The 12408-nt window shown below is 64.2% G+C and carries 12 protein-coding genes; 2 read left to right on the top strand and 10 right to left on the bottom strand.

Going from position 1 to position 12408, the window contains the following annotated elements; genetic code table 11:
• Window positions 1–112: 112 nt before the first annotated feature.
• Genes BJ6T_RS00780 through cyoA form a run of 7 tightly spaced genes read right to left on the bottom strand, consistent with a single transcriptional unit; the run spans window position 113 to window position 7008 of the window.
• Complete coding sequence (locus tag BJ6T_RS00780; protein WP_014490373.1) at window positions 113–646, bottom strand: response regulator transcription factor; 534 nt, start codon at window positions 644–646, stop codon at window positions 113–115.
• Window positions 636–2015 (bottom strand): ATP-binding protein, encoded by a 1380-nt coding sequence (locus BJ6T_RS00775; RefSeq protein WP_028170100.1) that lies wholly within the window; start codon window positions 2013–2015, stop codon window positions 636–638. The genes BJ6T_RS00780 and BJ6T_RS00775 overlap by 11 nt, the downstream gene beginning before the upstream one ends.
• Window positions 1987–2835, bottom strand: coding sequence for an SURF1 family protein (locus BJ6T_RS00770; RefSeq protein WP_014490371.1), 849 nt, complete (start codon window positions 2833–2835; stop codon window positions 1987–1989). The genes BJ6T_RS00775 and BJ6T_RS00770 overlap by 29 nt, the downstream gene beginning before the upstream one ends.
• The gene (cyoD, locus tag BJ6T_RS00765; protein WP_014490370.1) at window positions 2832–3212 is read right to left on the bottom strand and encodes a cytochrome o ubiquinol oxidase subunit IV; all 381 of its coding nucleotides are present in this window, start codon (window positions 3210–3212) and stop codon (window positions 2832–2834) included. The genes BJ6T_RS00770 and cyoD overlap by 4 nt, the downstream gene beginning before the upstream one ends.
• On the bottom strand, window positions 3209–3838 hold the full coding sequence (gene cyoC / locus BJ6T_RS00760) for a cytochrome o ubiquinol oxidase subunit III (protein WP_014490369.1): 630 nt from the start codon (window positions 3836–3838) through the stop codon (window positions 3209–3211). Before cyoC ends, cyoD begins: the two co-directional genes overlap by 4 nt.
• The gene (cyoB, locus tag BJ6T_RS00755) at window positions 3839–5836 is read right to left on the bottom strand and encodes a cytochrome o ubiquinol oxidase subunit I (protein ID WP_014490368.1); all 1998 of its coding nucleotides are present in this window, start codon (window positions 5834–5836) and stop codon (window positions 3839–3841) included.
• 11 nt (window positions 5837–5847) lie between these two features.
• On the bottom strand, window positions 5848–7008 hold the full coding sequence (gene cyoA, locus BJ6T_RS00750) for a ubiquinol oxidase subunit II (RefSeq protein WP_014490367.1): 1161 nt from the start codon (window positions 7006–7008) through the stop codon (window positions 5848–5850).
• 182 nt (window positions 7009–7190) lie between these two features.
• On the opposite strand from cyoA, the gene BJ6T_RS00745 reads away from it, so the two are divergent.
• Window positions 7191–8519, top strand: a complete 1329-nt coding sequence (locus BJ6T_RS00745) for an MFS transporter (RefSeq protein WP_014490366.1) — start codon at window positions 7191–7193, stop codon at window positions 8517–8519.
• Window positions 8520–8591: 72 nt separating this feature from the next.
• Window positions 8592–9005: a c-type cytochrome gene (locus BJ6T_RS00740; RefSeq protein ID WP_014490365.1), complete on the top strand. Its 414-nt coding sequence runs from the start codon at window positions 8592–8594 to the stop codon at window positions 9003–9005.
• Between the two features lie 189 nt (window positions 9006–9194).
• On the opposite strand, the gene BJ6T_RS00735 is transcribed toward BJ6T_RS00740, so the two are convergent.
• The 3 genes from BJ6T_RS00735 to BJ6T_RS00725 form a co-directional block, all read right to left on the bottom strand.
• Window positions 9195–10586, bottom strand: coding sequence for a M48 family metalloprotease (locus BJ6T_RS00735; protein ID WP_028170101.1), 1392 nt, complete (start codon window positions 10584–10586; stop codon window positions 9195–9197).
• A 105-nt stretch (window positions 10587–10691) separates the two neighbouring features.
• A protein-coding gene (locus BJ6T_RS43000; protein WP_110115815.1) for an IS5-like element ISBj2 family transposase occupies window positions 10692–11452 on the bottom strand; the annotation gives its coding sequence in 2 pieces (ribosomal slippage) (window positions 10692–11113 and window positions 11113–11452; 762 coding nt in all).
• A 104-nt stretch (window positions 11453–11556) separates the two neighbouring features.
• Window positions 11557–12408: a thermonuclease family protein gene (locus BJ6T_RS00725; RefSeq protein ID WP_014490362.1), complete on the bottom strand. Its 852-nt coding sequence runs from the start codon at window positions 12406–12408 to the stop codon at window positions 11557–11559.

Genomic DNA, 12408 nt, shown 5'->3' with positions numbered 1-12408 from the left:
GCGGCTGCACGAAGCGCAGTCCGCTGGCGTAACCCACCACTTCGGCTGCCGAGGAAAGAAAAGTGGTGGGTTACGCTTCGCTACCCCACCCTACGAAGTGACAAGGAGCGATCTACTTCACCGGCCGCTTCTCGAGCTTCCTTGCCAGTGTGCGCCTGTGCATGCCCAGCCTTCTTGCCGCCTCCGAGATGTTGAAATCGGTCTCGATCAGCGTCTGGTGGATGCGCTCCCATTCCAGCGTCTTGATCGAGGTCGGCCGTGCATCGAGGGCGACTTCGGCGTTGCCTTCGGCCTTGTTGAAGGCGGCTTCGATATCGTCGGTGTTCGACGGCTTTGCCAGGTAATGGCAGGCGCCGAGCTTGATCGCCTCGACGGCGGTGGAGATGCTGGCAAAGCCGGTCAGCACCACGATCAGCATCTCCGGATCGTGCGTGTGCAGCAGCTCGACGCAGGCGAGGCCCGAGGCGCCACCGAGCTTGAGATCGACCACCGCGTGTCCAAAGGATCGCTCCTCCAGCACCTTCCGCACCTCTTCGATCGAAGCTGCGAGGACGACGTCGTAGCCGCGGCGTTCGAACGAGCGTTTCAGCGTGCGCGCGAAGCCGGCATCGTCCTCGACGACGATGAGCGAACGGTCAGGCGTCAAAATTTCCTCCGATCGCAAGCGTTGCGAGCGGCAGCGTCAGGCGGACGGTGGCGCCGCGCTTCCTGTGGTTCTCGGCGGTCACGCTGCCGCCGAGCTTGCGCACGACGTTCACCACCAGGAACAGGCCAAGCCCGCCGCCGGCGCGGCCCTTGCTCGAGTGATAGGGTTTCCCGAGCTGCGCCAGCATCTCCGGCGCAAAGCCGGGGCCGCGATCGCTGATCGACAGCACGAGATTGTCGCCCTCGCGCTCGGCCAGCAGCTCCACCCATTCGCGCGAGACCTCATAGGCATTGTCGAGCACGTTGAAGATCACCTGCTTCAGCGCGACGTCCGAGACGATCGCGACGTCCTCGCCGAACGTGTTGACGAAATAGAGCGTGCGGGCCGAGCGCGCGTCGCGCCACTCGTCCACCAGCGCGGTGACGAAGGCCGTCACCGTCGTCGGCGAGGAGCCTTCGCCGCGCGCCTCGCCCGCCGACACCAGGATGCCCGTCACGATGGTCTTGCAGCGCTGCAGGGAGGTCTCCATCTCCGCGAGATCCTCGGCAAGCTCCTGATCGGCGGCGAGATCGGGCATGCGGCGCCAGTCGCTGAGGATCACCGACAGCGAGGCGAGCGGCGTGCCGAGCTCATGCGCCGCGCCGGAGGCGAGCAGGCCCATGCGGACGATGTGGTCCTGTTCGGCCGCATGCTGGCGCAGTGCCGCCAGATGCGCATCGCGCTCGCGCAGGTTCCTGTTGATGCGGGTGACGAACACGACCAGCAGCACGGCGTTGAGGACGAAGCCCAGCAGCATGCCGGTCACGGTGAGACTGTAGGCCTCGCTGATCGGGTTCGGCGGCAGGTCGAGCGGCCGGTAGGCCATGGTCAGCCAGATGAAACTCGCGCAGGTCAGCGCGACCAGCGACCAGGTCGAGCGGCCATCGAGCAGCACCGCGCCCAGCGTGACCTGGAGCAGGAACAGCGAGGTGAAGGGATTGGTGGCGCCGCCGCTGAGGTAGAGCTGCGCGGTCAGTGCGGCGACGTCGAGCATCAAGGCGACCAGCAGCTCGTTGTTGGTGATCGCCGCGCGATGGCGCACCCATACGAGGCTGGAGACGTTGAGCAGCAGCAGCGCGCCGATCACCGCGCCCATCCGTTCCAATGGCAGGGGAATACCCAGGCCGAAATGCACGCCGCCGATGGTCACGATCTGGCCGACCACCGCGGTCCAGCGCAGCTGGATCAGCAGCGCCATGTTCTTGCGGTTGGTCTCGTCGTCGGTCGGCGCAACGCCGATCAGCTCGCTGCGCGCGTCCGCCTGCGATTGCAGCGTGACGGCGTCATGCGTCATTCCGTCGTCAGGTAGATTCGACGATCGTTCCAGCATCTGATCCCGTCCTGCGGGCGGTGGCATCGGAGCCGCCGGCCGGTTCGTGGACGAAGCGCTTGCGGCGGAACAGCCCGCCGCCGAATGTGACGAGAAGTTTACCGGCCAGCATGAACGCCAGGGCAAACCACGTCAGCGCATAGATCAGGTGGTTATTGGGAAAGCGGATCACGGTCAATCCGCCGATCGGCCCGCCGGTGGTTTGTGATCCGCCGTCAGCATCGATGAAGAAGGGCGCGACATCGTGGAGGCCGCGCGTTGCCGCAATCGCGGTGACATCCCGCGAGTACCAGCGGTTGTGCTGGGGCACGTTGTTCCGCAAGAATCCGCCCTTCGGCTCGGTCATGCGGAGCAGGCCGGTGATCTCGACCTGGCCGTCCGGATTGCCGTTCTGGCGCGTCGATGCGTCGCGCCGCTCGGACGGCACGAAGCCGCGATTGACCAGGACCAGCGAGCCGTCGCCGCGCTGAAGCGGCGTCAGCACCCAATAGCCGGGGCCTTCCTCGGTGACGGCCTGAACCAGCGTCTCGCGGTCATGCAGGAAACGGCCGGTGACGCTGACGTGCCTGTATTCGTCGTTTGCGGTGGAGACGGTCGGCCAGGCCGCGGGCGACGGCATCGGCTGGGCCGGGGCATGGACGCGCTGCTCGACGCGGTCGATCAGCGCCAGCTTCCAGGCGCGCCGTTCGATCTGCCAGATGCCGAGTGCGATCAGAAGTGCAAATGCCGCAAGCGAGAGGACCGTGAGCCACAGGCGCGGACGCGCAGCCTTGCGGCCTGCGTCCTCTGCCTCGCTCGTCACGGTCCGGATCTCGCTCACTTCATTCCCGTCATCTCGTGCATCGGCATCATGTTGCTGTTGAGGTGGTTCATCACCCACAGCGAACCGGACAGCGCGATCACCACCATGACGATGGTGAAGATCAGCGCCATCATGCTCCAGCCGTTCTCGGACTTGGTGTTCATGTGCAGGAAGTAGATCATGTGCACGACGATCTGCACGACCGCGAAGGCCATGATGACCAGCGCGGTGATCTGCTTGCTCGGCAGCGTGCCGCTCATCACCAGCCAGAACGGGATCGCGGTGAGCACCACCGAGAGCACGAAGCCGAGCATGTAGCCCGAGAACGTGCTGTGGGCGTGGCCGTCGTCGTGGTGATGGCCGTCTGCGTGGGCGGCGTGGGTATCGGTGTTCATCGCAGAACTCCCAGGAGATAGACGAAGGTGAAGACGCCGATCCAGACCACGTCGAGGAAGTGCCAGAACATCGACAGGCACATCAGGCGGCGGCGGTTGGCTTCGATCAGGCCGAACTTCCAGACCTGCACCATCAGCGTGACCAGCCAGATCAGGCCGCAGGAGACGTGCAGGCCGTGGGTCCCGACCAGGGTGAAGAAGGCGGACAGGAAGGCGCTGCGCTGCGGCGTCGCGCCTTCATGGATCATGTGGGCGAACTCGGAGAGCTCGATGCCGATGAAGGCGAGGCCGAACAGGCCGGTGATCGCCAGCCACATCTGGGTCTGGGCGATCTTGTTCTGCTGCATCGTCAGCATGGCAAAGCCATAGGTGATCGACGACAGCAGCAGCATCGAGGTGTTCACCGCGACCAGCGGCAGCTCGAACAGGTCCTTCGGGGCGGGGCCGGCGGCGTAGTTGCCGCCGAGCACGCCGAAGGCGGCGAACAGCATCGCGAAGATGAGACAGTCGCTCATCAGATAGATCCAGAAGCCGAGCGAGGTGCTGTAGCCTTCCGGATGCGGGTGTTCGTCGGCGAGATAGAAGAGCGGCTCGCCGGTCTGGGCGGGATTGACAGCAACAGTCATTTACTTGGCTCCGGCCAGCAGTTTGGTACGCGCGTCCTCGGTCCGGATGACGTCTTCAGCCGGAATGTCGAAGTCGCGGTGATAGTTGAAGGTGTGACCGATCCCGACGACGAGCATCGCGATGAAGCTCGCAGCCGCCAGCCACCAGATGTACCAGATCAGGCCGAATCCCATCGCGGTGGCGAAGCCGGCGAGAATGATGCCGGTGCCGGTGCTGCTGGGCATGTGGATCGGCCTGAACCCGGTGAGCGGACGCTGGTAGCCGCGCTTCTTCATGTCCCACCACGCGTCATTGTCGTGAACGACGGGGGTGAAGGCGAAGTTGTAGTCCGGCGGGGGCGAGGAGGTCGCCCATTCCAGCGTGCGCGCATCCCAGGGATCGCCGGTGACGTCCTTGAGCTGCTCGCGCTTGAGGAAAGAGACCGCGAACTGCATCAGCATGCTGAGGATGCCGAGGAAGACGAGGAAGGCGCCGATCGCGGCGATGACGAACCAGATCTGGAGAGACGGATCGTCGAACACGCGCAGGCGGCGGGTCACGCCCATCAGGCCGAGCACGTAGAGCGGCATGAAGGCGAGGTAGAAGCCGACGACCCAGAACCAGAACGACAGCTTGCCCCAGAACACATCGAGCTTGAAGCCGAACGCCTTCGGGAACCAGTAGTTGATGCCGGCGAACGCGCCGAACACCACGCCGCCGATGATCACGTTGTGGAAGTGCGCGATCAGGAACAGGCTGTTGTGCAGGACGAAGTCGGCCGGCGGCACCGCGAGCAGCACGCCGGTCATGCCGCCGAGCACGAAGGTCAGCATGAAGGCGATCGTCCACAACATCGGCAGCTCGTAGCGGATACGGCCGCGATACATCGTGAACAGCCAGTTGAACATCTTCGCGCCCGTCGGGATCGAAATGATCATCGTGGTGATGCCGAAGAACGAGTTGACGCTGGCGCCAGAGCCCATCGTGAAGAAGTGGTGCAGCCACACCAGGTACGACAGGATGGTGATGACCACGGTGGCGTAGACCATCGAGGTGTAGCCGAACAGGCGCTTGCCGGAGAAGGTCGAGGTGACTTCCGAGAAGATGCCGAAGGCGGGGAGAACCAGGATGTAGACCTCGGGGTGGCCCCAGATCCAGATCAGGTTCACGTACATCATCGGGCTGCCGCCGAAATCGTTCGTGAAGAAGTTGGTGCCGACGTAGCGGTCCAGCGAGAGCAGCGCGAGCACGACGGTCAGAACGGGGAAGGAGGCGACGATCAGGATGTTGGTGCAGAGCGAGGTCCAGGTGAAGACCGGCATCTTCATCATGGTCATGCCCGGGCACCGCAACTTGACGATGGTACAGATCAGGTTGATGCCGGATAAGGTCGTGCCGACGCCGGCGACCTGCAGCGCCCAGATGTAATAGTCGACGCCGACATCAGGACTGTAGCCGATGTTCGACAGCGGCGGATAAGCCAGCCAGCCGGTGCGGGCGAATTCGCCGATGAACAGCGAGGCCATCACCAGCACCGCGCCGCCGACCGTCATCCAGAAGCTGAAATTGTTCAGGAACGGGAACGACACGTCGCGGGCGCCGATCTGGAGCGGCACGACGTAGTTCATCAGGCCCGTCACCAGCGGCATCGCCACGAAGAAGATCATGATCACGCCGTGGGCGGTGAAGACCTGGTCGTAGTGATGGGCGTTGAGATAGCCTTCGGAGCCGTTGAACGCGAGCATCTGCTGGCCGCGCATCATCAGCGCGTCCGCGAAGCCGCGCAGCAGCATCACGATGCCGAGGATCATGTACATGATGCCGATGCGCTTGTGGTCCACGGTGGTGAACCATTCGCGCCAGAGATAGCCCCAGAGGCGGAAATAGGTGAGGCCGGCGAGCAGCGTGGCGCCGCCGAGCGCGACCACCACGAAGGTGCCGACGACGATCGGCTCGTGCAACGGCAGCGATTCGAGGCCGAGCCGGCCGAAGATGAGCTTGAGAAGATCAGGAGACATGCGGGATCTCTTTAGGAGTCTGACTTCGGACGCTGTCCGAGGAAGAAGGACGAGGACTTCAGCGGCGTGAAGGTCGGCCGCTTCAGGCCGGCGCCGAGCAGCGGCGCGGTGTCGGTGGGTGCCGTGATCGAGGCGGTGGTCTTGCCCTGCGGCGCATCGGGCGTGCAGGTGCCGGCGACGAAGGTCGGCTCCGGCCCGAGCGCGCTGCCGCGGCGGGCGTACTTGTCGTAGGCCAGCGGCAGGGTGTTGTTCAGGCCCTCATGGCCGTTGCCGCCCTTGGCGTCGATCGCCATCATCTCGCTCTGGCACATCTTGCCGGTCTCGACGCACATGTTGAGGATCAGGCGGTAGAGATCGGAATCGATGGTGCCCCAGCGGCGGACCGGCTCGTTCTGGCTGGGCTTCTCCAACTGGAGATATTCGGCGCGGCCGAGCGAGCCGCCGGCGGACTTGGCGCTGGCGATCCAGGCGTCAAAGCCCTTGTCGTCGAGGCCCTGGAAGTTGAAGTGCATGCCGGAGAAACCGGCGCCGCTGTAGTTGGCCGAAAAGCCCTTGTAGGTGCCGGCGTGGTTCACCACGGCGTGGAGCTTCGTCTCCATGCCCGGCATCGCGTAGATCTGGCCGGCGAGTGCGGGGATGTAGAACGAGTTCATCACCGAAGACGCGGTGATGCGGAAGTTGATCGGACGATCGACCGGAGCCGCCAGGTCGTTGACGGTGGCGATACCGTAGTCCGGATAGATGAAGAGCCACTTCCAGTCGAGCGCGACGACATCGACCTCAAGCGGGGCCTTGGACTGGTCGAGGGCGCGGTCGGCATGGATGCGGCCGAGCGTGCGGTAGGGGTCGAGCAGATGCGTGCCCATCCAGGTCAGCGCGCCCAGGCAGATGATGATCAGCAGCGGCGCCGACCAGATCACCAGCTCGAGCTTGGTCGAGTGGTCCCAATCCGGCTCATAGCGGGCCGAGGTGTTGGACTGGCGGTAGCGCCAGGCGAACAGCACTGTCAGCGCCATCACGGGGACGACGATCAGGAGCATCAGGACGGTGGAGATGATGACGAGGTCGCGCTGTTGCGCTGCGATATCGCCGGCAGGTGCCAGCACGACGTAGTTGCAGCCACTGAGCGCAGCTGCCAGAGGTAGTAGCGCCAGGATCTTGAGACGGGACACGGGCCGAGCCTTATGAGAATGAGTTTCCTTTGCGGGCCCAAGGGGTAGCTGCGACGCAGCAATCCGGACATTGGACAATTTGTCCAATGTTGCAGTGCGGAATGTTGGGTCAGACAGGGGCAGATTGCCTGGCGCCCCGCCGGGCGGTCGGCTTTGGTTTTCAGGACGTTAAGGGCGCACGAATGGCGACGGCACAGACCCCCGCAATGGCAGATATCCACTCGGGCGAGCACGGCCACGACCAGGCCAGTCCCGGCGAGATCGCCATCGGCGTTATCATCGGCCGCACCTCGGAATTCTTCGACTTCTTCGTCTATGCGATCGCCTCGGTGATCGTATTTCCGCGCCTCGTGTTCCCGTTCACCAGCGAGCTGACCGGCACCCTCTATTCCTTCATGATCTTCGCGCTGGCCTTCGTGGCCCGGCCGATCGGAACCGTCATTTTCATGACGGTCGATCGCGAGTACGGCAAAACCGCCAAGCTGGTCTCGGCGCTGTTCTTGCTCGGCACCGCCACCGTCGCGCTCGCGTTCCTGCCCGGCTATCACGACATCGGCGTTGCGGCGATCTGGCTGCTGGCGCTGGCGCGTATCGCGCAGGGTCTGGCCTGGGGCGGCGCCTGGGACGGTCTGGCTTCGCTGCTGGCGTTGAATGCGCCGGCTTCGAAGCGGGGCTGGTACGCCATGGTGCCGCAACTCGGCGCTCCGCTCGGGCTGATCGTGGCGAGCGCGCTGTTCGCCTATTTCGCCGGCAACCTGTCGGCCGACGACTTCTTCGACTGGGGCTGGCGCTATCCGTTCTTCGTTGCCTTCGCCATCAACGTCGTGGCGCTGTTCGCGCGCCTGCGCATGGTGACGACGGAAGAATATGCCTCGCTGTTCGAAAATCGCGATCTCCAGCCCTCGCGCATTTCCGAAACTGTCGCACGCGAAGGCCACAACATCATGCTCGGCGCGTTTGCGCCGCTCGCAAGCTTCGCGCTGTTCCACATGGTCACGGTGTTTCCGCTGTCCTGGGTGTTCCTGTTCACCCGCGAAAGCCCGGTGCGCTTCCTGATCATCGAAATCGTCGCCGCCGTGTTCGGCGTCGCGGCGATCGTCGCCTCCGGCATCATCGCCGACCGCGTCGGCCGCAAATCGCTGCTGATGGGATCGGCCATTGCGATCGCGATCTACAGCGGTTTTGCTCCGCAGCTGCTCGATGCCGGCGCGTTCGGTGAGACCATCTACATGGTGATCGGTTTCATCCTGCTGGGTCTCTCCTTCGGCCAGTCCTCTGGCGCGATCGCCTCGAACTTCCGGCAGGCGTACCGCTACACGGCTTCCGCGCTGACCTCGGATATGGCCTGGCTGTTCGGTGCCGGCTTCGCGCCGTTGGTCGCGCTTCTGCTCGCCACCAATCTCGGCGTCATCGCGTCGGGTGCCTATCTGCTGTCAGGCGCGTTCTGGACGCTGCTCGCACTCTGGCTCAGCGGCCAGCGCGAGGCGGGCGATATGGACGCGGGCGCTTAAGCCGCGTCCAGCGGACGGGAATAAAACTCGGGCCGGACGATCCTGTTTGCGGCGACGCAAGCAGGAGATCTCATGAACGTCCGGTCCAATCCCGTCCAACAGCAAAGTTTTGCAAGCCTAGTCCTCACCGTAAGCCTGGTCCTCACCATCGTCGCGATCGTTTTCTCGACGGGGCTTGCCCACGCCACCGGCAACGTCGCGCGCGGCCAAACGCTCTACAAGGGCTGCGCAGATTGTCACTCCATCAATGAGAACGCTGTCGGCCCGATGCACAAGGGCGTGGTCGGTCGCAAGGCGGGCAGCGTGCCCGGCTATGACTATTCGGCCGATCTGAAGAACTCAGGGATCGTCTGGACCGAGGACAATCTCGACAAATGGCTGGCCGGACCGCAGGCCATGGTGCCGGAAACCAAGATGTTTTTCGACGTCCCGGACGCCCAGGATCGTGCTGATATCATCGCGTTTCTGAAGGAAAAGGCGCGGTAGGTCGGCAGAGCAGGTCTCGTAGGGTGGGCAAGGCGAAGCGTGCCCACCATCTGTCGCTATCATTGACGGGTCGTGGGCACGGCGCTACGCGCCTTTGCCCACCCTACGGCCCTGCGGCAGCGGAATTGGCGGCTCGAGATCCCGGGTTCGCGCTGAGCGCGCCCCGGGATGACGCGCGCTTGGCGCGCGTCAATCCGCCACGACCTTCACGCGATCCCGTACCTTCACCTGGGCGTTGCGATCGAGCCCGTTGAGCACGCGGAAGCGCTCGGCGGGATGATCGACGCCGGCCATGCGGTGGGAGAGCGATTCCACGGTGTCGCCGGGCTGCACGGTGATGACCTTGATGCGCAGGGGCCGCGCGGCCTGGATCTCGTCGAGCGTCAGGCGGCGGAATGAATTGACGGTCTCGCGCGCGTTGCGCTCGCTCTCGGTCGATTTCTGCCGTGTCGCGAAGATGAAGCGATAGACGTCGCTGCCGAAGCGCAACGCATAGACCTTGAATTGCCACTGATCGCCCTTGGCGGTGGCGGACGCAGCCGGAAAACCGTTGATGGTGATGTCTTCGGTGGAGGCCTTCTCGACGCCCTCCATCCAGCCGGAATTCAGGTAATCGCCGAGCGACTGCTCGGCCGGCACCCGCACGACGTCGAAGCGCATCGCCTGCGAGCCGCCGTCGCGCACGCCGATCACCGCCTGCGCGGTGTTGTCGAGCGTGAAATTGTCCGGCGCCTGGAAGGTGAAGCCGAGTTTCGGGTGCAGGAAGCGCCGGCCGCGGACAAAACCTTCGCTGGGGTCCTCGCCATAGACGAGGTTGTCGATCGCGGCGAGGTAGGTCTCGCGGTCGCGCTCGGCGCCCTCGGGCGCCGCATATTGCCGTGCGATGGTCTGCGCATTCTGCACCCGCTCGGGGGTGGCCGGATGCGACGAGGTGAAATCCTGCGCGCGCGGATCGAGCGAGGTCTTGCCGACCTTGAGCTCGGCATTGCGCTCCATCGCCGAGAGGAAGCGGGCGGCACCATAGGGGTCGAAATGGGCCTTGGCGGAAAGGCCGACGCCGATGGCGTCGGCTTCGAACTCCTGGTTGCGCGAAAAGCTCGCCATGGTGAGCTTGGTCTTGGCCAGCGCAAGCGCGGTGAGATCGGGATCGTTGCTCATGTCGGTGACGACGCGGGTGACGATCGCGGCCTGGCGCGCCTGGTCTTCGCGCATCGCGGCGTGCTTGGACAGCACATGCGCCATCTCGTGGCTGAGCACGGAGGACAATTCCGAGGTGTCGCTGGCGAGCGCGAGCAGGCCGCGGGTGACATAGAGCTGGCCGTTCGGCAGCGCGAACGCGTTCACGGCGCCGGAATTGAGGATGGTGACCTTGTAGCCCTGGTCGGGGCGGTCGGACGCCGCGACGAGCCGGTCGACGGTCTTGCTGACGAGCGATTCGAGCCTGGGGTCGTCATAGGTCCCGCCATAGCTCGCCAGGATGCGCTCGTGCTCCTTTTCGGTGGCGGGGGTCTGCGCGACCGCCGGCTTCGGCCTGGGCATCGCGACCGTCGGCGGGGCCGCTGCGGTCTGGAACCGGTTCATGTCGCCGCAACCGGCAAGGGCCGAGCCCAGCACGAGGCACAGCGCGGCCGGCGCAGCCCGCAGGCGGCGGCGTTCACTGCATACGTGCCGTTCTAGGGTCCAGACTCAATTGAGCCAATATGCGACGAGAGCGGCGAGATGAACAGCGGCCAAAAAATTACGGGCGAGCTTGTCATATCGCGTGGCGATGCGCCGGAAGTCCTTGAGCCTGCAAAAGCAGCGTTCGATGACATTTCGTCCTTTGTAGGCGCGTTTGTTGAAGCGATGGATGACGACACGGTTAGATTTATTGGGGATTACGGGCTTGGCGCCACGACGAATGATTGCGCCGCGAAGCTTGTCGCCATCATACCCTTTGTCGGCGAGGAGCACGCTCATGGGTGGCGCGAGCGCCAGGACATCGGGAGCCGCAGCGATATCGGCATCTTGGCCTGGAGTCAGATGCAGGACGACCGGCCGGCAGAGCGGATCGCTCAGCGCATGGATTTTTGTCGTGCGGCCTCCGCGCGAGCGGCCGATTGCTTGATTGTGCTCCCCCCTTTTCCGCCGGAGGCACACCGGTGAGCTTTAATCGAGGTCGAGTCGAGCGACAGTACGACGCCGTCTTCGCCAGGCTTGGCCAGCGCTTCGAAGATTGCGCACCATCGTCCTCGCTTGGCCCAGCGATTGAAGCGATTGTAGATCGTCGTGTAAGGGCCGTATTCACGTGGACAATCACGCCATCGTGCACCCGATTGCAGCATGTGAATGATGCCGCTGACGATGCGTCGGTCGTCGTCCCGATCCGGCCCCGTCAGTCCCCTCGGCAGATGCGGTTCGATACGCGCCCATTGCCTGTCGTTCAGCCAAAACAAACCAGCGCGCATTCTCTCGCCCCCGAATCAACACGTAGGCAAGAGAATCACGTGGCGCTATTTAGGTACAGACCCTAGCACCCCATTCACGTCGCTTAACCCGTGCCTGGCCCTTTTTAGGGCCTTACCCCAGTCGGCTCGTTTGCGCCCAGCAACTCGACCTGCCCCGCAAGGCGCACATCGATGCGTGGCCCTGTATTCCCCTCGACCCAGCCGCGGACGCGAATGCGTCGATTTTCCAGGGACTTAAGAGCAATCCCGGCGTTTTCGAACGCGGGTTGCGTGCGCTTTGAAATAGTCACGGCAAAGCCGCGTGTCCAGTTTCGTCCGAAGTTGAGGTACGTCATTGCCCCAGCTTGCCGGACCGACAGGACTTTGCCCTCGACCACCATAAAGCGCCCGATCCCCGCCAAAATATCGTCCGGACTTTCCGCGTTTTTTATGGCCGACGGGTCAGCCCAGTTGCCCTTTTTTTGGCGCCGTGCCTCGGTCTCCGCCGCCATCAGGGCCGCCGCGCAGTCCTTGTCCGCGATCTCGGCGGAGACGAGGGCGTCGCCCTGGGCGAGCAGCACTGCCTGCACGGAGATGCCGCCGTCGCCGGCAAATATGAACGCAGCTTGGCGGCCGTAGCGGTCGGGCGTGTCGTCCGCGCTCCGCAGACTCACGTCGCGCCCGACGAGCAGCGAGGTCAGTGCCTGCTTCGTCGTCGCGGTCGGTTCGATTCCGGTGAGGCGCACTTCGCGGCCGTCATCGAGACGCACGCTGCGGGCGTCGACCATCGCCGCGACGCGGCCCTCGCCTTGAGTCTCGAATTGGCACGGGGCGGCGAACGCAGTGTGAGCCGCGGCGAGAAGAAATGCGACGATGAAGTGAAACAGTCGTGTCACGTTGCCCGGAGAGGTTGCGTTGAGTGCCAGTCTTAACTCAAGCGTAGCGTCTCGCGAAGAGGCTTCGTCACGCTCCGTCAT

It is taken from the genome of Bradyrhizobium japonicum USDA 6 (genome assembly GCF_000284375.1).
GTDB classification, from domain to species: Bacteria; Pseudomonadota; Alphaproteobacteria; order Rhizobiales; family Xanthobacteraceae; genus Bradyrhizobium; species Bradyrhizobium japonicum.
Note: the sequence above shows the minus strand (reverse complement) of the source record. Positions and strands in the feature narration are given on the sequence as shown.

Bases quoted from the DNA above. Each gene is read 5' to 3' on its own strand.
- BJ6T_RS00735 (WP_028170101.1), bottom strand. From the start codon at position 10,586: ATGAACCGGTTCCAGACCGCAGCGGCCCCGCCGACGGTCGCGATGCCC.
- BJ6T_RS00775 (WP_028170100.1), bottom strand. From the start codon at position 2,015: ATGCTGGAACGATCGTCGAATCTACCTGACGACGGAATGACGCATGAC.
- BJ6T_RS00740 (WP_014490365.1), top strand. From the start codon at position 8,592: ATGAACGTCCGGTCCAATCCCGTCCAACAGCAAAGTTTTGCAAGCCTA.
- cyoB (WP_014490368.1), bottom strand. From the start codon at position 5,836: ATGTCTCCTGATCTTCTCAAGCTCATCTTCGGCCGGCTCGGCCTCGAA.
- BJ6T_RS00725 (WP_014490362.1), bottom strand. From the start codon at position 12,408: ATGACGGAGCGTGACGAAGCCTCTTCGCGAGACGCTACGCTTGAGTTA.
- BJ6T_RS00745 (WP_014490366.1), top strand. From the start codon at position 7,191: ATGGCGACGGCACAGACCCCCGCAATGGCAGATATCCACTCGGGCGAG.
- cyoD (WP_014490370.1), bottom strand. From the start codon at position 3,212: ATGAACACCGATACCCACGCCGCCCACGCAGACGGCCATCACCACGAC.
- cyoC (WP_014490369.1), bottom strand. From the start codon at position 3,838: ATGACTGTTGCTGTCAATCCCGCCCAGACCGGCGAGCCGCTCTTCTAT.